At 34.1% G+C, this 26,001-nt stretch carries 27 protein-coding genes, 4 tRNA genes, 1 other RNA gene and 1 pseudogene; 10 read left to right on the top strand and 23 right to left on the bottom strand.

All coding sequences use genetic code 11. The features are described 5' to 3' along the window. Positions 1–15 precede the first annotated feature (15 nt). The 11 genes from rpsC to ACQH6S_RS04175 all read right to left on the bottom strand — a co-directional run bounded on the left by rpsC (position 16) and on the right by ACQH6S_RS04175 (position 5,667). The gene (gene rpsC / locus ACQH6S_RS04225) at positions 16–672 is read right to left on the bottom strand and encodes a 30S ribosomal protein S3 (protein WP_094648892.1); all 657 of its coding nucleotides are present in this window, start codon (positions 670–672) and stop codon (positions 16–18) included. A gap of 3 nt (positions 673–675) precedes the next feature. Further along, positions 676–1,035 (bottom strand): 50S ribosomal protein L22, encoded by a 360-nt coding sequence (gene rplV, locus ACQH6S_RS04220; RefSeq protein ID WP_094648891.1) that lies wholly within the window; start codon positions 1,033–1,035, stop codon positions 676–678. Positions 1,036–1,037: 2 nt separating this feature from the next. Then, complete coding sequence (rpsS, locus tag ACQH6S_RS04215; RefSeq protein WP_094648890.1) at positions 1,038–1,316, bottom strand: 30S ribosomal protein S19; 279 nt, start codon at positions 1,314–1,316, stop codon at positions 1,038–1,040. A gap of 13 nt (positions 1,317–1,329) precedes the next feature. Next, the gene (rplB, locus tag ACQH6S_RS04210) at positions 1,330–2,151 is read right to left on the bottom strand and encodes a 50S ribosomal protein L2 (protein ID WP_094648889.1); all 822 of its coding nucleotides are present in this window, start codon (positions 2,149–2,151) and stop codon (positions 1,330–1,332) included. A 1-nt stretch (position 2,152) separates the two neighbouring features. Next, the gene (locus ACQH6S_RS04205) at positions 2,153–2,449 is read right to left on the bottom strand and encodes a 50S ribosomal protein L23 (protein ID WP_425360698.1); all 297 of its coding nucleotides are present in this window, start codon (positions 2,447–2,449) and stop codon (positions 2,153–2,155) included. Further along, positions 2,446–3,069 carry a 50S ribosomal protein L4 gene (gene rplD, locus ACQH6S_RS04200; RefSeq protein ID WP_375333703.1) on the bottom strand — a complete coding sequence of 208 codons (624 nt, stop codon included), beginning with the start codon at positions 3,067–3,069 and terminating at the stop codon, positions 2,446–2,448. The genes ACQH6S_RS04205 and rplD overlap by 4 nt, the downstream gene beginning before the upstream one ends. A gap of 5 nt (positions 3,070–3,074) precedes the next feature. Next, on the bottom strand, positions 3,075–3,725 hold the full coding sequence (rplC, locus tag ACQH6S_RS04195; RefSeq protein WP_341749202.1) for a 50S ribosomal protein L3: 651 nt from the start codon (positions 3,723–3,725) through the stop codon (positions 3,075–3,077). Beyond that, complete coding sequence (rpsJ, locus tag ACQH6S_RS04190; RefSeq protein WP_094648885.1) at positions 3,725–4,048, bottom strand: 30S ribosomal protein S10; 324 nt, start codon at positions 4,046–4,048, stop codon at positions 3,725–3,727. Before rpsJ ends, rplC begins: the two co-directional genes overlap by 1 nt. A 168-nt stretch (positions 4,049–4,216) precedes the next feature. Further along, complete coding sequence (tuf, locus tag ACQH6S_RS04185) at positions 4,217–5,401, bottom strand: elongation factor Tu (RefSeq protein ID WP_341749203.1); 1,185 nt, start codon at positions 5,399–5,401, stop codon at positions 4,217–4,219. Between the two features lie 85 nt (positions 5,402–5,486). Continuing rightward, a tRNA-Gly gene (locus tag ACQH6S_RS04180) sits at positions 5,487–5,560 on the bottom strand. A 21-nt stretch (positions 5,561–5,581) separates the two neighbouring features. After that, positions 5,582–5,667 (bottom strand) — tRNA-Tyr (locus ACQH6S_RS04175). A 285-nt stretch (positions 5,668–5,952) separates the two neighbouring features. Here ACQH6S_RS04175 and rlmB point away from each other — a divergent pair. Then, positions 5,953–6,684 carry a 23S rRNA (guanosine(2251)-2'-O)-methyltransferase RlmB gene (rlmB, locus tag ACQH6S_RS04170; RefSeq protein WP_094648883.1) on the top strand — a complete coding sequence of 244 codons (732 nt, stop codon included), beginning with the start codon at positions 5,953–5,955 and terminating at the stop codon, positions 6,682–6,684. Positions 6,685–6,996: 312 nt separating this feature from the next. On the opposite strand, the gene ACQH6S_RS04165 is transcribed toward rlmB, so the two are convergent. Together ACQH6S_RS04165 and ACQH6S_RS04160 are read right to left on the bottom strand one after the other, a co-directional pair. Then, positions 6,997–7,569 carry a NifU family protein gene (locus tag ACQH6S_RS04165; protein ID WP_425360700.1) on the bottom strand — a complete coding sequence of 191 codons (573 nt, stop codon included), beginning with the start codon at positions 7,567–7,569 and terminating at the stop codon, positions 6,997–6,999. A gap of 26 nt (positions 7,570–7,595) precedes the next feature. After that, positions 7,596–7,681 (bottom strand) — tRNA-Leu (locus tag ACQH6S_RS04160). Between the two features lie 191 nt (positions 7,682–7,872). Here ACQH6S_RS04160 and ACQH6S_RS04155 point away from each other — a divergent pair. From ACQH6S_RS04155 to ACQH6S_RS04145, 3 genes are all read left to right on the top strand, one after another. Beyond that, positions 7,873–7,995, top strand: coding sequence for a hypothetical protein (locus tag ACQH6S_RS04155; protein ID WP_425360701.1), 123 nt, complete (start codon positions 7,873–7,875; stop codon positions 7,993–7,995). A 195-nt stretch (positions 7,996–8,190) separates the two neighbouring features. Then, positions 8,191–8,267 (top strand) — tRNA-Arg (locus ACQH6S_RS04150). A gap of 137 nt (positions 8,268–8,404) precedes the next feature. Next, positions 8,405–8,737, top strand: coding sequence for a hypothetical protein (locus ACQH6S_RS04145; RefSeq protein WP_410520903.1), 333 nt, complete (start codon positions 8,405–8,407; stop codon positions 8,735–8,737). Positions 8,738–8,906: 169 nt separating this feature from the next. On the opposite strand, the pseudogene ACQH6S_RS04140 reads toward ACQH6S_RS04145, so the two are convergent. The 3 genes and pseudogenes from ACQH6S_RS04140 to ssrA form a co-directional block, all read right to left on the bottom strand. Next, positions 8,907–9,661, bottom strand: a pseudogene (locus tag ACQH6S_RS04140) (IS5 family transposase). 200 nt (positions 9,662–9,861) lie between these two features. Beyond that, positions 9,862–10,344, bottom strand: a complete 483-nt coding sequence (locus ACQH6S_RS04135) for a ClpXP protease specificity-enhancing factor SspB (protein WP_094648880.1) — start codon at positions 10,342–10,344, stop codon at positions 9,862–9,864. A 128-nt stretch (positions 10,345–10,472) separates the two neighbouring features. Further along, positions 10,473–10,814: a transfer-messenger RNA gene (gene ssrA / locus ACQH6S_RS04130) on the bottom strand. A gap of 556 nt (positions 10,815–11,370) precedes the next feature. On the opposite strand from ssrA, the gene ACQH6S_RS04125 reads away from it, so the two are divergent. Both ACQH6S_RS04125 and ACQH6S_RS04120 read left to right on the top strand, forming a co-directional pair. Next, positions 11,371–12,375: a hypothetical protein gene (locus ACQH6S_RS04125; protein WP_425360702.1), complete on the top strand. Its 1,005-nt coding sequence runs from the start codon at positions 11,371–11,373 to the stop codon at positions 12,373–12,375. Between the two features lie 427 nt (positions 12,376–12,802). Further along, complete coding sequence (locus ACQH6S_RS04120; RefSeq protein ID WP_341749208.1) at positions 12,803–13,633, top strand: SDR family oxidoreductase; 831 nt, start codon at positions 12,803–12,805, stop codon at positions 13,631–13,633. Positions 13,634–14,197: 564 nt separating this feature from the next. Here the strand turns inward: ACQH6S_RS04120 and ACQH6S_RS04115 are convergent. From ACQH6S_RS04115 to ACQH6S_RS04105, 3 genes are all read right to left on the bottom strand, one after another. Beyond that, positions 14,198–14,896 carry a M15 family metallopeptidase gene (locus tag ACQH6S_RS04115; RefSeq protein WP_094649348.1) on the bottom strand — a complete coding sequence of 233 codons (699 nt, stop codon included), beginning with the start codon at positions 14,894–14,896 and terminating at the stop codon, positions 14,198–14,200. Between the two features lie 342 nt (positions 14,897–15,238). Beyond that, complete coding sequence (locus ACQH6S_RS04110) at positions 15,239–15,775, bottom strand: invasion associated locus B family protein (RefSeq protein ID WP_157905674.1); 537 nt, start codon at positions 15,773–15,775, stop codon at positions 15,239–15,241. 386 nt (positions 15,776–16,161) lie between these two features. Next, positions 16,162–16,413 (bottom strand): type II toxin-antitoxin system Phd/YefM family antitoxin, encoded by a 252-nt coding sequence (locus ACQH6S_RS04105; protein ID WP_094649346.1) that lies wholly within the window; start codon positions 16,411–16,413, stop codon positions 16,162–16,164. A gap of 151 nt (positions 16,414–16,564) precedes the next feature. Here ACQH6S_RS04105 and ACQH6S_RS04100 point away from each other — a divergent pair, with 151 nt between their 5' ends. Further along, complete coding sequence (locus ACQH6S_RS04100; RefSeq protein ID WP_410520904.1) at positions 16,565–17,260, top strand: lytic transglycosylase domain-containing protein; 696 nt, start codon at positions 16,565–16,567, stop codon at positions 17,258–17,260. 123 nt (positions 17,261–17,383) lie between these two features. Continuing rightward, positions 17,384–18,070 carry a methyltransferase domain-containing protein gene (locus ACQH6S_RS04095; RefSeq protein ID WP_425360865.1) on the top strand — a complete coding sequence of 229 codons (687 nt, stop codon included), beginning with the start codon at positions 17,384–17,386 and terminating at the stop codon, positions 18,068–18,070. Positions 18,071–18,165: 95 nt separating this feature from the next. Here ACQH6S_RS04095 and ACQH6S_RS04090 read toward each other — a convergent pair whose 3' ends face one another. Continuing rightward, positions 18,166–19,053: an Rpn family recombination-promoting nuclease/putative transposase gene (locus ACQH6S_RS04090; RefSeq protein WP_425360703.1), complete on the bottom strand. Its 888-nt coding sequence runs from the start codon at positions 19,051–19,053 to the stop codon at positions 18,166–18,168. A gap of 220 nt (positions 19,054–19,273) precedes the next feature. Further along, positions 19,274–20,773, bottom strand: a complete 1,500-nt coding sequence (gene lnt, locus ACQH6S_RS04085; protein WP_425360704.1) for an apolipoprotein N-acyltransferase — start codon at positions 20,771–20,773, stop codon at positions 19,274–19,276. Between the two features lie 112 nt (positions 20,774–20,885). Here lnt and ACQH6S_RS04080 point away from each other — a divergent pair, with 112 nt between their 5' ends. Next, on the top strand, positions 20,886–21,677 hold the full coding sequence (locus ACQH6S_RS04080) for an enoyl-ACP reductase (RefSeq protein ID WP_341749216.1): 792 nt from the start codon (positions 20,886–20,888) through the stop codon (positions 21,675–21,677). Between the two features lie 710 nt (positions 21,678–22,387). Here ACQH6S_RS04080 and lpxB read toward each other — a convergent pair. Together lpxB and ACQH6S_RS04070 are read right to left on the bottom strand one after the other, a co-directional pair. After that, a complete protein-coding gene (gene lpxB, locus ACQH6S_RS04075) occupies positions 22,388–23,659 on the bottom strand; it encodes a lipid-A-disaccharide synthase (protein ID WP_425360705.1) in 1,272 nt (423 codons plus the stop codon). Further along, a complete protein-coding gene (locus ACQH6S_RS04070; RefSeq protein WP_425364698.1) occupies positions 23,652–25,229 on the bottom strand; it encodes a phosphoethanolamine transferase in 1,578 nt (525 codons plus the stop codon). Before ACQH6S_RS04070 ends, lpxB begins: the two co-directional genes overlap by 8 nt. A gap of 39 nt (positions 25,230–25,268) precedes the next feature. On the opposite strand from ACQH6S_RS04070, the gene ruvX reads away from it, so the two are divergent. Continuing rightward, positions 25,269–25,736, top strand: a complete 468-nt coding sequence (gene ruvX, locus ACQH6S_RS04065) for a Holliday junction resolvase RuvX (protein ID WP_094649362.1) — start codon at positions 25,269–25,271, stop codon at positions 25,734–25,736. Positions 25,737–26,001: the final 265 nt, after the last annotated feature.

The following is a 26,001-nucleotide window of genomic DNA, read 5'->3' as shown; positions in this document are numbered from 1 at the left end:
TATCTTACTTCAAAATTAATTATGTTTCTTTCTATTTTCCACATGATCACCCCTATAGACCCAAATCTTTATACCTATAACTCCATAAGTTGTCATAGCTTCAGCAGTCGCATAGTCAATATCAGCTCTCAAAGTATGCAAAGGCACTCTACCTTCTCTATACCACTCTGTTCTCGCTATTTCAGCTCCAGCCAAACGTCCAGAACAAGCCACTTTTATACCTAACCCTCCTTGCTTAAAGCAAGCTTGGATAGCAGTTTTCATAGCTTTTCTAAAAGACACTCTTTTTTCAAGCTGTACAGCAATCGTTTGAGCAATAATAGTAGCGTCTATATTAGGTTTCTTTACTTCATGTATGTTAATATATATTTCTTCTAAACAGGTAATTTTTTGGACATGTTTTTTTAATTTATCAATGTCGTTACCACTTTTACCTATAATAACACCAGGCTTTTTAGCAAAAATATTAATTATAACACTTTTATTAGAAGGTCTTTCTATTAACACTCTACTAACTTGTGCTTGCATATAGTTTTTATTAATCAGATTTCTAACCTCTAAATCTTGAATAAAAAGAACTTTATACTGCTTTTCAGCATATAACACCGAGTCCCAACCTTTAATTAATGTTGGACCAACTCTAAAGCCATGCGGATTAACTTTTTGCCCCATATTTTACTTCCCCTCAACTTCAGTAACTGTAATATATAAATTACTAAAAAATTTATTAATCCTTGTTGCTCTTCCTTTAGCTCTTGGCATAATTCTTTTCATTACCAATGCCTTACCTACCGTTGCAGAAGTAACAAACAACGCATCAATATCTAAACCAAAGTTATTCTCAGCATTAGCAACAGCAGACTGTAAACATTTTTTTACATCTTTAGCAATTCTTTTCGGGGAAAAGGTAAGCTGAACCATAGCTTCCGATACTTTCATATTCCTAATAGAAGTTGCAACCAAATTCAATTTTCTTGGACTCACTCTAAGAGACTTAGCAATTGCTGTAGTCGAACCTTTATTCACCTTTACCATATTTATTTTCTCTTAACTTTTTTATCTGCCCCATGACCATGGAAAGTTCTAGTTGGAGAAAATTCACCTAATTTTTTACCAACCATTTCTTCACTAACAGTGACAGGTATAAATTTATTTCCATTATGCACAGCAAATGTTACTCCAACAAAAAATGGTAAAATTGTTGACCTCCTAGACCAAGTCTGAATCATTTCTGATTTACCGGACTCAATCAATTTTTGTACTTTTTTTATCAGATAACCATCTACAAAAGGTCCCTTCCAAACTGAACGTGCCATAATTACTACCTAATTATTTTCTTCTCTTAATAATAAACTTTGATGTAGACTTATTCTTACGGGTTTTCTTACCCTTAGTTGGGAAGCCCCATGGAGTCACCGGATGACGACCACCAGAAGTTTTTCCCTCTCCACCACCATGTGGGTGATCAACTGGGTTCATTGCAACACCACGAACATGCGGTCTCCAACCTAACCATCTATTTCTTCCAGCCTTACCCAAATTTGTATTTTTTTGATCGGGATTTGAGACAACACCCACCGTAGCTTTACAATCTAACGGCACCAACCTAAATTCTCCAGACCGAAGTTTGATCTGAGCATAACCCGAATCCTTACCTACTAAATTAACCGAAGTCCCCGCCGATCTTGCAATCTGACCACCTTTGCCAATTTTCATTTCCACATTATGCAAAGTAGTCCCAATAGGGATAGATTTCAAAGATAAACAATTTCCAACTTTTATGTCAGCATTATCGCTTGACACTATTCTATCGCCTACAACAAGCTTTTGTGGTGCTATAATATAAGAATACTCACCATCATCAAATTTAATCAAAGCAATGAAAGAAGTTCTATTAGGATCATACTCTATTCTTTCAACTGTAGCGAATATATCTTGCTTATTTCTTTTAAAATCAATTATACGATAAAGCCTTTTATGCCCCCCTCCTCTATGCCAAGAAGTGGTTCTACCAAGATTATTTCTACCACCAGTCTTACATAAACCTTTAGTCAAAGGTTTATGAGGTTTACCTTTCCAAAGATCAGATTTATCAACCTGTATTAATTCTCTAAGAGATGGAGTAACTGGATTAAACTTTTTTAAAGCCATTTTATTTAATACCCCCAGTAAAATCAATAGTATAATCTTTTTCTAGTGTCACGATAGCTTTCTTTTTATCTGATTGTCTACCGTTAACACCTTTGAATCTCTTTTTCTTACCTTTTACATTCATGATGTTAACTTTTTTAACCTTAACCTCAAAAATTTTCTCAATAGCTGTCTTGATAGAAGCCTTTTCAGCACTATCAGCAACATGAAAAGTAAACTTATTTTGTTCAGATAAAATATTGCTCTTCTCAGTGATCACAGGATTCCTAATAAGATCATAATGTTTATAAGATTTCACTTCAACCTCTTTTCTAAAGCATCTACAGCTTCTCTTGATAACAAAACATAATCATGGCGTATTATATCATAAACATTTGTACCAATTTGTGGTACCGAAATAGTATTAGGAATATTTTGTACTGCCAAAGAAAAATTAGTATCAACTTCATTACCACTAACAATAAAATAACTCTTACCATGAAAATTATTTAATAATTTTGCAAGATTAGAAGTTTTTGATTCATCTAATTTTAAAGAATCTAATATTAACAATTTCCCTTCTGTCAATTTTTCTGACAATGCATGTTTTAAACCAAGTTTTCTAACTTTCTTTGGTAATTTTGTAGCATGACTCCTTACTACTGGACCGTGAGAAACCCCACCGCCCCTCATTTGTACAGATCTTAAAGACCCCTGCCTTGCATTACCGGTACCTTTTTGCTTAAAAGGTTTCTTTGTAGTACCAGATACTTGCGATACTGTCTTCGTTTGATGTGTACCAGCCATAGCTTTCGCTCTTTGCCAATCAACAACAAGCTTGATAATATCTTGTCTAACAAAGTCTATGGCAAATACTTCATGATCTAAATCAACCTCACCAACAACTTCATTTTCAAGATTTAATAATTTAGCTTTCATATAGTTTATCCTGCAGCTGTAATGGTTTTCTTAATAGCATCCTTAATGTAGACATAAGATCCTTTCGAGCCTGGGACATTACCACTAACTATGATTATACCTTTTTCTATATTAGTATCAACTATCTTCAAGTTCTGAATAGTAACTCTTGTACTCCCCATGTGTCCGGCCATTTTCTTATTCTTAAATACCTTACCAGGGTCTTGTCTACCACCAGTAGAACCATGTGAACGATGAGACACAGATACACCATGTGAAGCTTCAAGCCCTCTAAAATTGTGCCTCTTCATACTACCAGCAAAACCTTTACCAATAGTAGTACCTACAACATCTACAAACTGCCCAACAACAAAATGATCAACTCGCAATGTAGAACCTATATCAATGAAAAAAGAAGCAGAAATTCTGAATTCCTTCAATTTTTGTTTTGGTGCAACGTTAGCATTAGCAAATACTTGCCTCATTGGCTTTGTTACTTTAGATAATTTCTTATCCTTTACCCCAACAACCAAGGCGTTATAACCATCCCTTTCTTGGGTCTTTTGTCCCACTACTTGACAATCTTCAACTTGCAGAAAAGTAACGGTAGTTCTCTCTCCCTTTTCATTAAAAATTGAACTCATGCCAATTTTTTTAGCGATTAAACCGGTTCTCATCACTCAATACTCTCTAACTTAATCTCAACATCAACACCAGCAGGCAAATCAACTTTCTTTAAAGCATCAACAGTCTGAGGGGTTGGATAACTTATTATTAAAAGCCTTTTCTGAATTCTAATCTCAAATTGCTCCCTTGATTTTTTATTGACATGTGGAGACCTATTAACGGTAAATCTTTCAATTGTCCTTGGAAGCGGAATTGGACCAATTATATCTGCACCAGTTCTTTTAACAGCCCCTACTATCTCTCTAGTACCTTGCTCAAGCGAACGGTGATCAAATGACTTTAGACGAATTTTAATTTTTTGATTATTTTTCATTAACTAAACCTTTTTATAAACAGCCCGACCATCCAAAATACGCTTCTTTAACAGACTTGCTCAAATTTTTTGTAAACATAACTTGAGGCAAGTTCAATTAAACGTATTTTGCCTAGCCATTAAAAAAAAGTAATCATCTTAAATTATTTTAAGATGATTACTCCTCTGTTATTTTATAATCTTTGATACTACACCAGCTCCTACTGTCTTACCACCTTCACGTATAGCAAAACGGACACCTTCTTCCATAGCTATTGGAGAAATCAGGGTAATATTTAGATTCGCATTATCACCTGGCATAACCATCGTTTTACCATCTTTTAAAGCAATCTCCCCAGTCACGTCAGTAGTTCTAAAATAAAACTGTGGACGATACTTATCGGTAAACGCTGTATGACGACCACCTTCTTTAGTGGTAAGCACATAAACCTCAGCTTCAAATTCAGTATGCGGAGTTATACTACCAGGCTTAGCTAATACTTGTCCTCTACACACATCTTCTCTTTTAGTTCCACGTAGCAATATACCAACATTATCACCAGCTTCACCTTGATCCAATAGTTTCTTAAACATTTCCACACCAGTACAAGTAGTTTTTTGAGTATCTCTTATACCAACAATTTCTACCTCTTCACCAACTTTTACTACACCTTTCTCAATTTTACCAGTAACAACTGTACCTCTTCCAGAAATAGAAAAGACATCTTCTATTGGCATTAAGAATGGTTTATCTGTATCTCTCTTTGGTTGTGGTATATATTCATCAATAGCATTCATCAATTCTTTAATTGCAGCTTCTCCTTCAGGCTTTCCTTCTAAAGCCTGCAAAGCTGAACCCCTGATAACTGGTATATCATCTCCAGGAAAACCATACATTGACAGAAGCTCTCTGACTTCCATTTCTACTAAATCAACTAATTCTGGATCATCAACCATATCAACTTTATTCAAGAAGACAACCATTGTAGGCACACCTACTTGCTTAGCAAGCAATATATGCTCCCTTGTTTGAGGCATTGGACCATCACAAGCAGATACTACCAATATTCCAGCATCCATTTGGGCTGCACCACTAATCATATTCTTTATAAAGTCTGCGTGTCCAGGACAGTCAATATGAGCATAATGCCTTTTTTTAGTTTTATACTCAACGTGAGCAGTAGCAATAGTTATACCCCTTTCTTTTTCTTCCGGAGCAGCATCAATTTCATCATAGTTAGTAGCCTTAGCACCACCTTCTTTTGACAATACTAAAGTTATTGCAGCTGTTAAAGAAGTTTTCCCATGATCTACGTGTCCTATAGTACCTACATTACAATGGGGCAGATCCCTCTCAAATTTTACCTTTGCCATAATTCATTCTCCACAATTTAAGATTTATACAAATTTAACAATAAAAACAACAAATTTATCCAATTTCCAATTAACACCAATATTTTGGAGCGGGTGATGGGAATCGAACCCACGTGGCCAGCTTGGAAGGCTGGAGCTCTACCATTGAGCTACACCCGCGTATTTCACCTAACCAATCTGTGGTGGAGGAAGAAGGATTCGAACCTTCGTACGCTCACGCGGGCGGATTTACAGTCCGCTGCCATTGACCACTCGACCATTCCTCCAAAGAATTTACGCAAGCATTAAATAGCCTAATTAAAAGTAAAGCACAACATAAATTTACTGTAAGTGCCAACAAATCTTCTTTGCCATTTTCTTGAGCCTTTTAGATAAGCTAATATTAAACTTATATATTTGATGCAAATCAATAAATAATAAAAGTATAGATAAAAACCTATACAAATAGTTTCTATTAAAATTTACAACAACTTAGAACGTTTATCTAGTTGTAACTTTCTATAATAAATAGTAGTTTGTGTCAAGAATAAATTACTATAGGTTCTAATAAGATGATAAATAAATCTAATATTTCCAAAGATTTCTACTACCTATATGGGAAACATCCAGTACTTGCAGCTTTAAGTAACCCCAAGCGTTATATTCAAAGAGTTTTCTGTACAGAAGATATTTTTAATTTGAACAAAAATTTAATATCTAACCATCAATATGAGATTACCAATACAGATTCCCTAACCCGTCTTCTTGGTGCAAATCATAATCATCAAGGAATAGCCGCTAACGTTAAAAGCATTTTCTCTAATCATATTGAAGATATTGACATAACTACTGCCAATTGTAAAGTAGCTATTTTAGATCAAGTAACCGATCCACAAAATATTGGCGCTATTATTCGTAGTGCGGCTTCTTTTGGTATCACAGCCATAATATTACCCGCCGATAATGCCCCAGATGAAAATGCCACTATAGCAAAAACAGCTTCTGGAGCTTTGGAACTAGTACAAATGGTTAAGGTAACTAATTTAAGGCGGTCAATAGAATATCTAAAGAAACATGGGTTTTGGATTATTGGTCTGGATGGCAAAGCAACCCAATCCTTAGATAATAAAATATTTTCAGATAAAATGGCAATAATACTTGGGTCTGAAGATAAAGGAATAAGGCGGCTAGTTAAAGAACAATGCGATTATCTGGTTAAAATCCCAATTTCCAGTAAGGTAGAAAGCCTAAATGTTTCAAATGCTGCGGCAATATTGTTTTACTTGACTTCATTAATAAGATAGTACCCTACATTTTTTCTACTATTTTTTATGATGAATAAAAAATCTTGTCACCAAGCGTCATTGCGAGGAGATCGTAAGGTCGACGAAGCAATCCAAAGAATAACCAGGAATGGATTGCTTCTTGGCTTAAGCCTTTTCGCCATGACGCTAGGAAACTGCCTGCGATATAGTTAATTCAGGAAAATTTGGTGCTAGGAACGATGGAGCTACGCCTATAAGTAATAGACGAGCATTGAGCGACGACGTCACCAACTTCTCATCAATTGACTATAACTGATTAATTACTTATCTCTATACTGCATAACTAATATCTTAATCTTCTACAGCTTCAACCGATGCCACCTCAGGAATAAAGTGCTTAAGCATTGACTCAATACCATTTTTTAAAGTAATACTCGAACTAGGACAGCCATGGCAAGCTCCGCGAAGCTCTAATTTTACCACCCCATTTTCAAATCCTCGATATATTATATCACCTCCATCCATGGCAACCGAAGGACGTACACGTGTTTCAATAATTTCTATAATCTGCTGTTCGATTTCAGACATCTCGTCCAAATTATTTACACTAGATTTGTCAATAGATATATTATTTTGCACATCAAACACAGTAAAACCAGAAGTAAAATGATCCATCATAATCATCAAAATTTCAGGTTTTAAAACCAGCCAATCACTTTCTTCTTCCTTAGTAATAGTAATAAAGTCACTACCAAGAAACACCGATTTTATGTTATTTACACCGAATAATTGAACTACCAAACTGCTTTTACCTTTTGCCTCATCAAGATTACTAAAATGAAAAGGTTGATTAGGGCTAATGGGTATATTAGGAAAAAATTTTATCGCATTAGGATTAGGAGTAATTTCAGTTTGAATAAACATATACATCTTCCTTGATAAAAAATAAATGGTACCCGCGGCCAGACTTGAACTGGCAAGGGCTTGCACCCCACGGATTTTAAGTCCGTTATGTCTACCATTCCATCACGCGGGCAAGGTAAGTTAGTTCAATCCTAATTGCTTACACAACTAATACATATTGGAGTAACTTGCTATTCCAAATTCATGTAGATTATGCTAGGATTGCACAGACTAATAAAAAAAACATTAAAAAGCAAGTGTTTTTATAAATTACCAGAATTATAAATTCAAAATGTAAAATGCAGTATAGTCAATTCAGGGGAATTGGGTAGCAGGAACGATGGAGCGACGCCTATAAGTAATAGGCGAGCGATGAGAAACGACGCCCACAACTTCTCATCAATTGACTATAATATTAACTTAACAGATGTTAATTTAGATCAATAAGCATCTAATAACATATTAGACAAGTACAGAATGTTAAAATTAATGTACGAACCTATGTGTTAAGTACTATATGATATTGACATAATAGAAGTTTAAGGATATATTGTGGTCTTTCTTAAAGATTTCACTTTTTAGACACTTATAAAAATAAGCACAATAATGTCATCCAAACTCCAGCACAAGGCATGATATAAGGCACCCGTAGCTCAATTGGATAGAGTATATGACTACGGATCATAAGGTTGGGGGTTCGACTCCCTCCGGGTGCGCCAGACTTCTCAAGGCTTACAGGATTTTTCAATTTCTCAAAAGCATTTTTATTTTGGTTTTATTTTGGTTTCCCACCAAAACTCCCCATACTTAACCTACAAAACAGTCTGTTTTTGACCGTTTTTCACGGGGAGGGAATATGACAGAATCGTTAATTTTTTCCGGCGGTTTAGCTGAAAATTCCGATACTATCTTTTATAATATAGTCGGTAATTTCGTCCCACCTGAATGGCGAAACCTTACTAATAATTGTGGTAAGCAATTAAGTAAAACTTCTCGTCAACTTCTATCTTTAATAGTTTCTCGCCTACAGATTTATCAAAAAGATAAACTATCAGAAGAATTACAAGAAGGCTATCATTTTTTCGAAAAAGAGTTAGGTTCTGTTGACAAAATTTTTAACGTAACCATATTAAAGCTCCAACAAAATTTAGAAAGGCTAAAAAGGTGGCTGGGGCTTTATCAAACCTAGAAAATATACGCCTAAAATGTTTGATTTTAGGGGAGTAGACTTAATAGTCACCTATTACGCCCCTCGTTAGAACCACATCGCGCCCTATTAAGGCAATGGACTCAAGATATTACCATAAATAAGAATAGCCTGATTGACTAATAATTTTTTGCTCAGCTAGGGCGTGTCATCAATTAAGTAATATTACAGAAGAAGCCAAATAAATTGCTCCCAGAAAATTCTGAGCTAGTTTATCATAACGCGTAGCAATGCCTCGAGATTGTTTAAGTTTTGCAAAAAAATTTTCAATTAAATGACGATACTTATAAAGCTCTATATCATATTCTATAGGAAATTTACGATTCTTCTTGGATGGAATTACAGGAGTGCAATTCTTATCTTATTCCTCATTCTTGCTTCAGCATCATAAGCCTTATCTGCAATTACGGTATCCGCTTTTGTCAAAGTTTCCATTAAAGCATCAGAACCTTGTAAATCATGCGACTGACCAGGGGTTAAATGAAAAGCTGTCGGATTTCCTAAAGCATCAACAGTTGCATGAATTTTAGTTGATAAACCGCCTTTACTACGACCTATTGCTTGGTCATCTACTATGTTTTTTTAGCTCCGGCACTATGTTGATGTACTCTAACAATCGTTGAATCAATCATACTATATTCATTATCTGCATCTTGTGCAAGTAGTTCAAAAACCTTCTTCCATACCTCTTTTTGGCTCCAACGTGTATGTCTTGTATGAATTACTCTAAAATCTCCAAATCTTTCTGGTAAGTCTCTCCACGGTATACCAGCACGATATCTATATAATACAGCTTCTACGAATAATCTATTATCTTTGGCACTTGCCTCCTACGTCTCCTTCTTTTCCAGGTAAAATATCCTTTATCCTTTCCCATTGATCATCTCTTAAAGCATATCTGCGCATTGGTCACCTTCTTATTTTTTACCAATATCTAATTGGTCTCATCCTAATATTTATGTCAACTTAATTGATGACACGCCCTAGATACCGCATCAAAGCAGGTATGACACTAAGTTGAGCAAGCATAACACCAAGTTAAGCAGGAATGATATTAAATCGAACGGGTGTAAGGCAAACAGAAGCTTCGTTGACATTCATAAATTCTACACGGGTTTACGAGGTTTTCGAAATTTATCCAAAACTATTATATTATCTACTGAATTAGATTTACTTCTAGAATCAACAGTTCTCTTAATTATTTCTCTTTTTTTTGCGTCTGATAATTGATTAGATTTGATTATTTCTGGCTTAAATTTTAGGCTATAACCACTATTAGGATCAATAAAACTGATCAGAGAATCAAATGGTACATTAATCGTTTCTTTGATGCCATCAAAACTAACTGTTACGGAAAAGCCATTATCCCCTACAGTTAAATCCTCAAATTGATATTGCATTACTATAGTTATTTCTTCTGGATAACGTTCTTTTATCCTAGAAGATAATACTACGGCAGGATTGTCAGTTCTATAAGAGATATACAAGAGTTGATTCATCTGCAACTTATCTGTACGAATTCTTGCAAGAATCTTTTTTACAAACTCAAACATGCATTCGTTAAGAAATTGTTGATATGAGATATTCATAGTTATAAAATAAATAAAATAAAACTAATAGTAAAATCTATTGAATTAGATTTTCAATATTTTTGAACATCCTAAAACTAAGTTCAGGATGGTTTGCCAATACTCAATCTAATCTAATTAAATTACTAAGCGGGGCTTTTTCTGTTGCCCGGTTAAGCCCCCAACCGCGTAGGATTAAGCAGCTAGTGCTTGATTTCCTACGAAACGTTCATTATCATTTGCGTTTCTTTTTTTTAACCCAATGACACAAGGTCCGGCGGAATTATACCGAGTAAAAATAATTTTTTTATTAAGCACGTCGATCCTATTTCGCCCCCATAAAGCATTGTTCACAAATATACCACAACTTTCTGGTGGAAGCGCCGGGTACCGCCCCCGGGTCCGCAACCTCTATTCTAAATCACGTTTATTACCATATCTGCAAAAGCAGCAATTCTATGATACATCAATTATAACGGAGTGTAAAGGCTAATTTCAACCAGGGCTATCTGATATAGTCAATTCACGAAAATTTGGGGCTAGGAGCGATGGAGTATATAGGCGTTAGTTTAAGAAAATAATAATTGAAAAACCATTATTGTGAAGAGACCTTAGGTCAACGAAGCAATTCAAAAAAGTGATTAAAAATGGATTGCCACGCTACCTAAGGTGGCTCACAATGACTATTTTTCTACTTTCATTTTCTTGCTGACGCTTATGCGATGGAGCAACTCCTATAAAGTAATAGGCGGGCATTGAGCAACAACGCCTCCAACTTCTCATCAATTGACTATAGATGTCAAGGTTACATTTCATTCACTACCCTTATAATTTGGCAGGATTTTTGCTGTAGCATAGATTTTTAATATATTGTATTTTTCAACTCTTTGGTATACAGTTTATCTGTAAAGATTAATTTTTATTTATCTTTGAAATCATAAAATATCACTATAAGGTTAGCAATTATATCCAGGATAAAAACTGGATTAAATTACTAAAAACTATTTAGAATAATTAAACATTTTTTAATTTATGAGGTAAATAATTATGGCTACACTTGAAAAAATTATCCAAGATTTGAAAAACGGAGAGCAAATTAGTGAAATAAATTTGTTTTACAGAGTTATAGGTGATAAGGGAGCCGAGGAACTAGCAGAAGCCTTACAGAACAATACCACTGTGAAAAAAATAGATTTGATGTCAACCGGCATAGGTAATAAAGGAGTATATGCATTAGCAAAAGTCTTACCGAAGAGTGCTGTAAGAGAAATAGATTTGTCTCACAACAATATAGGTAATGATGGAGTTGAGGCACTAGCAAAAGCCTTAAAGAACAATAGTGCTGTGACAGAAGTATATTTGTCTCACAACCAGATAGGCTATGAGGGGGCGAATGAACTAATAAAAGTCTTACAGAACAGTCATGATGTAACGGAAGTATTTTGGCATGAATACTCATACCATGAAGAAAAGTTAAAAGTATCTCAAGCCTTAAAGAACGATAAGACTGCAGTGATAATAGATTTGGCTAGAAACCAGATATCTAGAAGTGAAATGGGAAAGAAATGGCTAAATAAAGCCTTAGAGCAAATTAACACTGTGCCGGAAATACATTTGATACACAGCTATATAGGTGATGAGGAAATAAAGACACTAGTGGAATCCTTAAATAACAATAGCACTGTGAAAGAACTAAAATTGGGCTGCAATCAGATAGGCAATAAGGGAGCGAAAGCACTAGCAGACTTCTTAAGAAATAACAAAACTGTGGTAAAAATAGACTTGCTTTGCAACCAGATAGGTGATAAGGGAGCCAAGAAACTAGCAGAAGCCTTACAGATCAATAACACTTTGCAAGAACTAAAATTGGAGCACAATCAGATAAGCAATAAATTATTACAGGATATAAATGAACTATTAAAGAAACACGAATTACAAGCCATAGAAGAATTACAAGCAGAAAAATATAATTTAGAATTAAAGGTTGCCAATGATCATACTGAGGTACCGTTTCTTGGTGATGAAGATTATTCAGCAACATTAAACATGTAAGAATTTTTTAAGTAAAATTTCCATATATTACAAAAACCTGAAGAAATATTATGGTAATTTTTATTCTTCAGGTTTTTGTATTTGTTATATAGTCAATTGATGAAAAGTTGGTGACGTCGTCACTCATCGCTTGCCTATTACTTATAGGCGTCTCTCCTGCTACCCAATTCTCCTGAATTGACTATATTTGCCTTTATAATAGGTAATTTACTTTGTAAATAGTTGACTTCGTAATAATATACCATTGCTAAAATAAATTCCCTATAGGTTGCTAATGAAAAATCATAGAAAATGATAACGAAGCCATGCGGTTTTCAAGGAGAAATTTAGTCATTTTTTATAGATGCGACAAAACCAGGAAAAATTATTGATTCATAATTACTTTGTAGTATATTTTTTCCTTTAATAAGGAATAATTAATAGCTATATGAGAATTTTTATTACTATTTTTACATTAATATTTTGTTTTTCAACTTATACTATTGCTGATAGTTCAAGTAGTGCAGTGCTAGTTACTGGATCAACTGGTGCATTTGGAGAGGCAATTTGCTTATCTCTGGCATCAGAAGGATATAATTTATTAATCACTGGCAGAAATGAGAAAAAATTAAAATCTCTCAAAAATAAGTTACAAACAAAATATCCAAGTACAAAAGTTGAAACACTAAAAATAGATTTTTCTGATTTTAAAACTATTAAAGCTGCAGCAAATAAAACAGACGGAGTATCACTCAAAGCAGTTGTGCTGATTGGTCCAAGACCATCATTACGTAAAAATGGTTTTCCAAGTACACAAGAATGGTCTGAAGAATTTCAAAAAACTTTTATTGCTCCACTTGAAGTAGTGCGTATATTTGGAGAGAAGATCGAAAATAATGGTAGTATTGTTATAATATCAGGTAGTAGTTCTAAAAATTATTTGCCTAATTATCAGAATACTAATGTATTACGGCTTGCTTGGATAGGTGAAGTAAAAAACCTTGTACAATTCTTTGCTGTTCGTAAAATTCGTGTTAATGCAGTCTCTCCAGGTATAATTTTAACTGAGTATCACAAAAAGAGAATTGAGGAAAAAGCTAAGTTGAATAATACCACTTTTCAAGCACAGCTATCTTTGGACACAGCGGCTATACCTCTTAGATCATATGGGCATACCGACGATGTAGCCAATTTAATATCTTTTTTAATTTCAGATAAGTCTGTACACCTAAATGGCTCAAATATTCTACTTGATGGGGGTGAATCTACTGCTTATTAGGGATAGTAAATATTTTTAGTGATAATATTTCCTGGTTCTTTTGCGATTCTAGGAGGCTACCTAGGATAACTAATTAATTATATTTTGAGCTATAGTCAATTGATGAGAAGTTGAGGACGTTGTCACTCATAAGTGGCAGTTTAAGAAGGTAATAATTGAAAAATCGTCATTACTAGGAGACCGTAAGGTCACGAAGCAATCCATAGGTTATCATTCCCGCGTAGGCGGGAATCTAGACCCCTGCTTACGCAGGGGTGACATCTCTTTCGCAAGGGATGACACTAAGTTGAGCAAGGATAACAAGAAAGCACAGAAATAACAATTTATGGATTGCCACGCCACCTAAGGTGCATACCCTACAATTTTTTATTTATTTCCTTATGATGAGTAAAAAAGCTGATTGCTAAGCGTCATTGCGAGGAGCTACTTTAGTAGCGACGAAGCAATCTAATGAATGTGGATTGCCACGACCACTTAGTGGTCTCGCTAATAGCGTTTTATACTTTTCTGGAATTTTTAAATTGTCATGGGGTTTATGCGTAATGACGCTGATTGATGGGCTGATTATTCAACGTCAAAATCAAAATACTGATCTTTATAAGGCTCGTCTTGTAAAGTATAATGCCACCATTCAGGAGAATATTCCTCAAAATTATGCTTTTTCATTTTTGCCCGTAAATAATTACGATTTTGTAAGTAACGTGGATCAATTAGGTCACTATCATGACAAGATACTGAATCCATAAGGTCTACAGAACTATACATGTCAACCGTATTATCATCAAAATAAGGTATAGAGCGACCATCATTTGTGATTCTTTTTCTCATTTTAGGCTTGGTATGTAATTGTTTCCCAAGCTCAATAATAGTTAAATCTACCGTACTTCCACGACTATGAGGTGATTGCTTAGCAACATAACCTAACAGAAAAATTTCAGTTTTATTGATATACGGATAATAATACTCTTTCATTTTTTGATCAACATGATCCTCTCCCCAACTAACGAAATGTTGCACAGCTTTTTTGGGTCTATAAGCATCATAAATTACCAAAGAGTAATTATCATTTTTTATATCTTGCTGAACATTCTTTAGGGCAATTGCTGCTTCCTTAGTTAGCACAGCTCTAGGAGCTTTATAGCCCCTGATCTGTTCTCCTATAAAATTATTATTACTATAATACATCATATGTTGTATTATAGTCGGGTCTATTTGATCCAGATACTCAAAGCCTTCAGGCAAATTAGTTGTTTTGTTTAACATCGGTATATTTCTCAATTAACGGCTTTGTAAATATTTCTCTTTAATGGACGATTTTTTTTTGCTGTTTTTGTCCTAGGAGTCTACCTGCAATAACTAATTAATTATATTTTGAGCTATAGTCAATTGATGAGAAGTTGGTGACGTTGTCCATAGCAGTTATCTTTTTTATAAAAACATCATTGCGAGGGGGTGTAAGTCTCCGAAGCAATCTAAAAAGTGACCCAAAATGGATTGCCACGACCACTATGTGGTCTCGCAATGACAGATAACGTCATTGCGAGGGACGTAAGAGCCTCCGAAGTAATCTTTTAATAACTTTTTTGGATTGCTTCAAGATAATTACTATTTTAAAGCTTTTAAACCTTCTTCAAGACCTTTCGTGGAAAATGGCAAATTTACCTGTTGACCGGCTGAATTCATAAAACCTACAATAGGATTACCATCGCTTGATAAAATGGTTTTAAGATCAGTGTCTGATATATCAGCAACAGCCTGGCAAGAATCTTTTGTGCAATTAACGTACTTACCTGGAGCAACTAATTTTTTGGAACTGATAATAGACGTACCTGGAGCAACAGAAACGTCAGGAGGAATTATTTGTATCATTTTTAAATTTCTTTCCTTACCGCTACCAAAATAGCCTATTTGATATATAGCCAACACCTGTTGTTTATCATCTTTAGTAGAATTAAGAGCCTGATTTAAAAAACAAATCCGTTTTTTATCAGCACTTGTGGTGCATTTAACTACCCAATCTGAAAAGGCTTGCCCTTCTTTAACCGCAGCTTCAACTCTGATAGGATTACCAAAAAATAACCCTAAACCTATTACAGCAAGACCGGCTGTAACAAATAATGATTTTTTAACACATTTTGTCATAAATTTTACTAATTTATTATTGGTATTTAAGAGCAAAATATATCTGAATTTAATATGTTTGTCAATCATCCGTGATAAAAAATGTCGATAAGGGGGTATATTTCATGCTTTCAAATTCTATAGTCAATTGATGAGAAGTTGGCGACGTCGTCGCTCAATGTTCACCTATCACTTATAGGCGTTGTTCCACATAAGCGTCAGTTTAAAAAAACAACAATTGAGAAACTGTCATTGCAAGGAGACCGTAAGGTCGACGAAGCAATCCATAGGTTGTAATTCCCGCGTAGGCGGGAATCTAGACCCCTGCTTACGCATTTTCTTAAACTGACGTTTATGCGTCACTCCATCGCTCCTAGCATCAACTTCTTCTAAATTGACTATATAACTCATGACTTCCAAAATTCTTCATGGCTAATACATTCTTCTAGTGGTTCGTTACTAGATTCAAGTATTGATTCCACTAATTTAGGTACAGAATAAATAGCCAGAGTTTCTTGTAATCCTTCGTAGTCTTCTTCTGATATGATGACTGCATTGTTATGTTTTCCTTTTATGTAGATTGGTTCATGTGTTTCGTTTGTCTCTTTGATCAGGGTAAATAGTTTTGCTCGTGCTTGAGTACTAGTGTAAATAGCCATAATATATTCTCATTAATTTATACTAAAAAAGTACACTATATTACGTATATTAAGTCAAACTGACAATATTATGTATTAAAGCATAACTTGTATTGTAGAAAGATTTTTAATATGCTACAAAGACAAAGTAAAATTACGTATTTATAACACTATGTCCATTAGGTTGATATTAGCCCTATATTTGTTTTGCCTTTTTCCTTTATATTCATATGCTAATATGGATGCGGAAATTGCTGAATCACATAAATGTTCAAAGATGTTTCCTTACTTCGAAAAAATATACCAAATTCCTCCTGATATCCTACACTCAATAGCTTTAAAAGAATCTGGTAAAAAACATACTGTACATAAAATCATGGTGGTTTGGCCTTGGACTGTCAATGTTGAGGGGAAAGGGTATCATTTTAATACTAAAAAAGACGCGATAGCTTTTGTAAAAAATCAAATTATTCAAGGCAAAGAAAAGATGGATGTAGGATGTATGCAAATTAACCTAAGACACCATCCAGATGCTTTTAACTCCTTAAATCAAGCTTTTGATCCTGAGCAAAACGTTGCTTATGGTGCTAAATTTCTCAAAGCTAAATATGATCAGTTAGGTAGTTGGCACAAAGCCATCGCCTATTACCATTCAGCTACTCATGATCTTGGCTATAAATATAAACAAGATGTTATCAAGATTGCTAACAATATGGACTTGTATAAAAATTCTGTTAATATGTATAGTGGGAATTACCCTAATAATATAGCTACAACGACCTCAACAAATAAACGAAGATCTTCATTTGTAAGTAATATTAGAAAATATAAGAGTGGTATTATGGTAGCACTACCACGAGCTGGCTAGATTTAGGTAACAATTATATTTGATCGTGATAAGTTAAAATTTAACCGTGAAAAAGTTATTCATAATATCGCTAAATGTTGGTTTTTTCAACATGCAGCAGAAGATATTATTGAACGTTTGAGTATTATTGATAAAAAATTTCCCCATATTCTAGATTTAGGGGGGCGTACTGGTCAATTAACAAAACTATTAGTGCAGAACTATAACTATGCTATAATTGTAGTGACTAATGCATCTAATACTATGTTACAATCCTTTGAGCATAATCCAAAATTGCTGCTTGATGAAGAAAATTTACCTCTTGAAACAGCTAGTTTTGATCTAGTAACTTTTTCCCTAGGTTTACATTGGATCAATGATGTACAAAATTTTCTGTCACAAATAAAACGTATTTTAAAACCAGATGGTCTATTTATTGCTAATTTTATCGGTGGTAACAGCCTAAAGGAACTACGAATGAAATTTATCGAAGCTGAAATAGCAACAAATCGCCCTCACTTCCAACATGTTTCCCCTTTTATACATTTTGATCACGTCACACCTTTGTTACAACAGGCAGGATTTACAGACATTATCGTTGATTATGAAAATATTCAGTTAAGCTATAATAGTCCTTTAGATTTCATTAGAAAGCTAAAGAATATTGGAGAATCTGGGGCATTACGGCAAAACCCTCATAACCTAATATCAAAGCAAATGCTTTCTATTCTAAGTAATACTAAGTCGACTTTCACCGAACAAATTAATATAATTAGTTTCATTGCCTCTCCGACTAAGAATAGCATAAAAACTTGTTACCTCCTAAATTGACATTTATAGCTCAGTACACGACAAGAAGATTAAGGAGAGGATAACGTCTAACCAATTGTCGATTTTTAGAGCAGTAACAGTTTGAAGATCGTAAGTCATTTTAGATTTTCTATTTGAGATTTACTTAACTTAGTGTATTTAATAATTTTTTCCATCGACTCATTGTTTAATAGCATTTCTTTTGCCATAGATATTCTTTCTTCCGCTCTACCTTCTTCTCTACCTTCCTCTTTACCTTCCGCTCTACCTTTATCCTCAAATTTCTTGATAGTATTAGCTTCGATACGCAGCCATTTGAGATGGCCTTCATAAGCCTCTCTTTCTTCATCAGTAAAGTTCATAACATTTAGCACTGTTAGAGCTTTTTTTAAGGCAATGTTGTCCAGTTCTTTAGGCAAATTATCTTTGTTAAGTAGGTCATGTCTTGTTAAAAAAGCTAACCACATATCTAGAGAGTCTTTTACTTTTTTCAGTATATCCGCTAATTCCTCATGAGAATTATCAGTAAACTTATTAAGCTCAATAGTATGTAATTCGAGGTCCTTGAAATATAACAAGCCACTATCTTTTTCGACTATATGGAAAACATTGTGATATTTATCTACTTTAGGAATAGAAGTAAAATTAAGTATATGAATACCAATGGCTTTGCTTAAGGTCGAATAGTCCTGAGCTACCTTTAATTGCTCAGTATATAATTTAGCCCAGTAATATAAAGCTCGCTTATCATAATCAGCTTCGTCGCTAATTTGAATCTCAATATTGAACCTTTTGCCATCAACAGATTTGGCTTTAACGTCTAATATTGACAGTTTATCATTCTTAAAATTTTTAGGGTTATATGGATTAAGCAAAGTTACCTCTGCCACTTGATCCTCTTGTCCAACGATAGAATTAATCAAGGATATCAGCAAATCCTTATTCTCTTCTACACCAAAGATCTTTTTGAAAGCTAAATCCACGCGAGGAGTTATTTTATCCATATATATGCTGCTATTAGTAGTTATTAGTACCTAAGAAACAGTATAGCACAAAAACTATAAAGCACTAAGTAATATAATGTGAAAAATAGACAATTGGTTAGGCGTTATCCACTCTTTTTTCCTCTCCTTAATCTTTTTGTCGGGTACTGAGCATTTATAGTCAATTCAGGGGAATTTGAGGCTAGGAACGATGGAGCGACGCCTATAAGTAATAGGCGAGCTACGAGTGACGACGTCCCCAACTTCTCATCAATTGACTATAGCTAACTAGGATAAATATTATTGCTAATAAAGCACATATATCGCCATATTGGGAGTATAAAGTTTCATATTTCAGCTTATTTGGTAATAAACTATCTATATAACCTACTTCATTGAGAGTTCGTTGTTGAATAATTCTACCTACCGGGTCTATTACAGCCGATATACCATTATTAGCTGTTCTAAGCATAGGAAGACCGTTTTCTATACTACGCATACGACTAATTTGTAAATGTTGGTATGGACCAGAAGAGTTTCCATACCATGTATCATTAGTGACGTTAATAATCACATCTGAAAGTTTATTACTCGTTTGAACGAGATTTGGAAAGATTGCTTCATAACAAATAAGAGGTTTTATGGTTATAGCAGGTTGGTCAATACTAACCAATTGTTTGCTTCCTTCAGTATAATCTAATAACCCAGGGGTTAATTTCTTCAATGGTAATATCCATTTAAGAGGCATATACTCACCAAATGGCACTAAATGAGATTTATGATATTCAAATAATTTGTCCCCTTCTTTTGTTAAAGCGTATAAACTTGTATAAATTTCAAAATCATCTCCCTGTTTACCATTATTTGTTATACCACCAGTAATTAAAATGGTCTTTTTATTTTCTAGCATCTTTAATATTTTCTTTTTGATTGGTTTATAGTCATATGGTACTACCATAGCAGCTTCCGACCATATAATTAGGTCTACGTCACCTGGTTTTTCAGACAATGCAATATGAAGATTTAAATTTTTCCAAAATTCTTCAACGTCCCATTTAGCAATTTGTGGAATAGTTGGCTGAACTAATCGAACTTTTATATTTGAGAAATCGCTAGGATTGTTATGTAGCCTTAATAAACCGTAGGAAGTTATTAGAGAAAATATTATTAATGAATTCACTAATAATATTTTTAATAGATTATATTGTTTAGTAAATAGGTGATAAAAACTAGTTGATATATATATTACAATAAAACTTAAACCATATATTCCTATAATACTAGAAGACTGGATGAGAGTATCGGAAAATGAAAAAGCGTATCCAAGTAAATTCCACGGCAATCCGGTAAATATCCATGATCTTACCCATTCAAAAAATACCCAATAAAGGCAAAATATAAACTGATATAAATTATTATTCTTCGCTAAAAACCCTAAACCGCAGGTTATAGCGATGAAACAAGCAAGAATAACTGGTAAACCAAATAACGCCAATGGTATCGCCCACCAAAATTCATCAATATAAACAGTGACCCCTATACTAATCCAGTACATATTGACTAAAAAATGCCCAAAACCAAATATAAAGCCTAATATAGAGGCTTCTTGCCAACTATTAGCAATTTGTACTTGATAACATAGTAGTGCCAAGAAAAATAACCCAGGTACGAAGAAAGTTGGAGCAAAAACTAAACCGCTAACCATACCTGAAATAAGTAGAAATATTTTGGATAAAAACATTAGTGCTATCTATTATTAGTGTTATACTTTGGTTATATTTTAAAAGTTATTTACAAAAATATACATAATGCTATTGTTTGAGCAAGGTCTAATTATAAAGTATGGAGAATATATGCAAATTGTGGGTTTACTTGATGGTAAAAAAGGACTAATTACAGGCGTCGCTAATAATTTGTCAATATCTTGGGCTATTGCTCAAATGACCAAAGAACATGGTGCAGACTTAGCCCTTACCTATCAAGGAGAAATGCTTGAAAAACGCGTTAAGCCCCTTGCTGAGGAAATTGGTTGTAATTTTGTTGCTCCATGTGACGTAACCGATGAACAGTCACTTGATAATTTATTTAAACTTATTGAACAAAAATGGGGAAAGCTTGATTTTTTAGTTCATTCTATAGCTTTTTCTGATCGAAATGAATTAAAAGGTAGATATATAGATACCACATTACCTAATTTTCTTAATAGTATGAATATATCATGTTATTCTCTAACTGCTATGGCAAAGCGTGCAGAACCTTTGATGAAAGATGGAGGGAGTATCCTGACTCTAACTTATTATGGCTCCCAAAAGGTGGTTCGTAATTATAATGTGATGGGACTTGCTAAAGCTGCATTAGAATGCAGTGTAAGATATCTTGCAACTGATATGGGGTCAAATAACATCCGAGTGAATGCCATATCAGCTGGACCTATTAAAACTCTAGCATCTAGCGGTATTAGTGATTTTAAAACTATGCTCGCTTCCCATGAGGCTACTTCACCGTTACGCAGAAATATTTCGCCTAGTGATGTTGCAGGGTCTGCTTTATACCTGCTAAGTAGCTTATCATCGGGAGTTACCGGTGAGATACATTATGTAGATTGTGGGTTTAACACTATAATAGGAACTGTATTAGCCGAGTAACTCATTGCTTCGTCATTGCGAGGAGGTCGCCAGACCACAACTGTTGAAAGTTAGAAGGTAAAGAGGGTTTTAGATAGGTTTTCTGTCATTGCGAGACCACGTAGTGGTCGTGGCAATCCATCTTTGGTTACTTTTATGGATTGCTTCGTCGACCTGCGGTATTTCTCGCAATGACGTTGACCACATACGACTTTTAAACTATTCGGTCTAAAACCTCTTCCTCTTCTAACTTTCAACAGTTGTGGTCGCCAGACCGACGAAGCAATCCACAAAAGTAACCAAAATGGATTACTTCGACCATTAAATGGTCTCGCAATGACAGCATGATGGGTGCTTATTCGGCACTAATTCAGGTAAATTGACTATAAACAAAAGAGTTGTAATTTCCACGTTATAAATTGTCATCCCTGCTTAACTTAGTGTCACCCCTGCGAAAGCAGGGGTCTAGATTCCCGCCTACGCGGGAATAACAAATTTTGCGTTTAAAAATAGATGTTGTGACTCGGATATATTCAAATTTCCTTCGAACAACCTACTATTTATAAGCTCTGCAAAAAACTTGATTAGACCTCTTGCATAACCCAAAGATAATTGAGGAATTTTTAAGAAAAACGAAGTCGAGTACCGCAGCGTACTGAGATGTACGTGAGGAACGGAGACGAGTTTTGACAACAAAATTACCAATTAGATTAGGTTATGCAAGAGGTCTATTATCGAGTTAAACACTCTAACTTGATAATATGGGCTGCCACATTTGAAGAACTATTAGAGTCAATTGATGAAAAGTTGGTGACGTCGTCGCTCAATGCTCGTCTATTACTTATAGGCATCGCTCCATCGTTCCTGCTACCCAATTCCCCTGAATTGACTATAGAACCTTGAAAGCCTAACTCCCTTAAGATTTTTTGGCTTTCTCTTAGTTGTTCATCTGTTTTTTTTTCATCAACTAATAATGATGTAAGCCTTGCTGCTATATTTGATTTAGTACAGTTAAATTGAATTAATTCTGGTAAAATTTCCTTATTAGCAACAATATTAATCAAAGAAATGTAAGGTATTTTTATTAATAATTTTATTAGAAAAAAACTTACGATATTTAATTTATATGCAACAACCATTGGCGTATTACAAGCAGCAATTTCTAAAGTATTAGTACCAGATTTTGCTAAAGCAAGGTCAGAGGCAGCAAAAATCTTAAGCCGATCACTTGAGAACTGGTAATTGAATGCTGCATCTGATAAAAACGCTTTAATTAAAGACTGATGACTAGGATCGGCCAGGACAAATATCACTTGAATATTAGGGAACTGCTTTGCTAATAAATTAATTGCTTCTATAAAGATAGGGGCATGCCTTATTATCTCACCTTTACGACTACCGCAAGTAACACATAATAATTTTGAATGAATAGGTATTTGTAATTTCTGCTTTAACTGTTGTTTATCTTTATCATCATAAAAATACTGTTCTAATATTGGATGACCAATATACCGACAATCTAGCCCAACTTTTTGGAAATATGGCGGCTCAAATGGCAGCAAAGCTAACAAACAATCGTAAATTTTAGCGTATTTCATAGCTCGAGAAGGTTTGTATGCCCAGACTGATGGGGCAACAATATGCATGATCTTTAAGTTAGGTCTAATTTCTCGAACCTTCTTTGCCACCCTATAAGTAAAGCCTGGTGAGTCTATGGTAATTAATAAATCTGGATTATGTTGAATAATATCGTCAATAGTTTGTTGAATTAACTTAGTGAGCCTAAAAATATGTGGTATAATTTCGACGAAGCCCATAAGATTTATTTGACTAATCGGGAAAAGGCTATGGTGCAATCCCGCTTGTTGCATCTTATCGCCGCCAATACCAACGAACTCTAATTGCATTTCCTCCAATTTATAGAGATTTTTTAGGCTTTGCATCAAACGACTCCCTATAAAATCTCCTGATATTTCGCCAGCAATTAGATAAATCTTAACCATTTGACTTCTTACTACATAGACTTAAGTTCTTTTCAATCACTGCCGAACGGATACCAACACAATCAAGAATCGAATGAAATACATAGTCATGACTAATCTCAGTATCTAAATGACTGGCTATAGAATTCACTAAGTCAGGATGTTTTTTTTTAAATTCATCTGATACCCAAACTAAGAAAGGCACAGTAGTTTGTTCTGGAATCATCGGACCACCGTGACCATAATAACCATGCTCGCCTAAAGATTCAGCGTGATCAGAAACATACATTAAAATAGCGTTGCTATTTTTTAATAAATCTATCACGCTATATAAAAAAAAATCAGTATATAAAATAGTATTATCGTAATCATTAACTAACTGTATAGGATCACAAGTGCTTTGATCTACCATAGTAGTAGAATTACATTTAGGAGTAAATTTTTCGAATTCTTTAGGATATCTAGCAGAATATTTCCAATGACTACCACTTGTATGAACAATTAAGACATCTTTAGTAGCAGAAGAATCTACAATATTTTTAATATAAGGTAACATTTTCTCATCATGATCCAGCCTTGTTAATAGAACCGAACCACCAGGGAGCATACTAAACTTAGCCTGATCATAAATTGTATATGGGTCTTTACTTTTAAAATATTGCACCAAACTTTGAGTACCAATCCAATTAGTATTAAAGTCAAGCATGGTAAAAATTGATAAAAAACTTGTATCTCCTGTAATTTTGTCTATATCCTTAGCAGGATGGCGGGACATAAGAGATGGAACTGAGATACATGTATGATTAGATGAGGATTGTGCTTTAAATGAAAAAAGATTTTCAACAGTGCTTAAATATGGTGTAGTGTCCCTGGAATAACCATTAATACCAAAATGATCAAATCGTGCCGATTCTCCTATAACAACTACAGCTACAATATTTTGATCAGATTGATCGATAAAAGAAAATTTTTCTCTTATATTCTCACGCATGCTGCTTTTGTTGTTACTATTGGATAAGTATAAATATGTATTATGTAGATATTGAATAGGAAAATAACTATTTAGCAACTTGAATTTCGGAGCAATAATATTATTAACAGAAATTAAAAGACAAATTGCTGATAGTAATTTTGTGACAAATAGTTTACTATCTAAAATAGAGAAGTGTTTCATTGTATAAATACAGCTAAACAAACTAAAAATTAACCATACAATCAGCCTGATGCTGATTATTTCGTATAGTTCATTCAAGTCAGTGGAGAAAAAACTACCCATCATTTCTTTTGTAGGAGAAATTTTAAAGAAATATAGGTAATAACTAGCAATTGCCCCTGTTATAAATAAAAATATCGCTCCAATTATAAAAACAAGCCGATGGATAGTTAAACCAAAAAAAATGATAAAGCAAGTAAAGTAAATATATAAAAAGTCTTTACTCAACTCCAATATCGCTTTCAAAAAAGTTATCTTGTAGTAGCTGAATTTGTAACAAGAAACTACTGAATTAAAAAATATGAAATAAATAAGGGCAAAAACTAAAGATAGTTTTATTAATTTACTATCTAGGTGTTTTTGAATTAGTTCTGACATAATAAACACGTACTTTGTATAAATTGTAATTTAGGTATCATGATAATAGCAGTATTGCAAGAATTTTTTCAGCTTCTACAAGCTAATAGACCAATTATTGCCATAGATTATGGAATACGGAAAACAGGCATCGCTATTTCAAATCAAGAACAGACTATTGCTATGCCACTAAAAACTATTTATGAAACGATAGAAGAAAAAAAGATTAAGTCAATATTAGATTTAGTCGCAACTTATTCTATTTGTGGTATAGTCATAGGTTTGCCTATTAGTATGAATGGTAACTCTAGTGAGCAAACTATAATTGTATTAAAATTCAGTGCAACATTAAGTTCTGCAACAAATCTTCCTATATATCTACAAGATGAAAGGCTTACTTCCCTTGCTGCCAATAACTTATTAAAATCGTTAGGAGTTAAAAGACGAGAACGTAACCAAAAAGATGACTCAATTGCAGCAAGTATGATTTTAGAGACTACTTTAGATTCTATTAAGAAACTTCAATAGACCTCTTGCATAACCTAATCTAATTGGTAATTTTGTTGTCAAAACTCGTCTCCGTTCCTCACGTACATCTTAGTACGCTGCGGTACTCGACTTCGTTTTTCCTAAAAATTCCTCAATTATCTTTAGGTTATGCAAGAGCTCTAATAGTATATTGATGAGAAGTTGGTACTAATGGAGTACATATACGTCATTGCGAGACCACGCAAGTAGGTTGTGGCAATCCATTTTAATCGTTTTTTGGATTGCTTCGTCGCTACTAAAGTAG

It is taken from the genome of Candidatus Tisiphia endosymbiont of Mystacides longicornis (genome assembly GCF_964031095.1).
GTDB lineage: Bacteria > Pseudomonadota > Alphaproteobacteria > Rickettsiales > Rickettsiaceae > Tisiphia.
The sequence above is the reverse complement of the archived record's forward strand: the minus strand, read 5'-3'. Positions and strand labels throughout refer to the sequence as shown.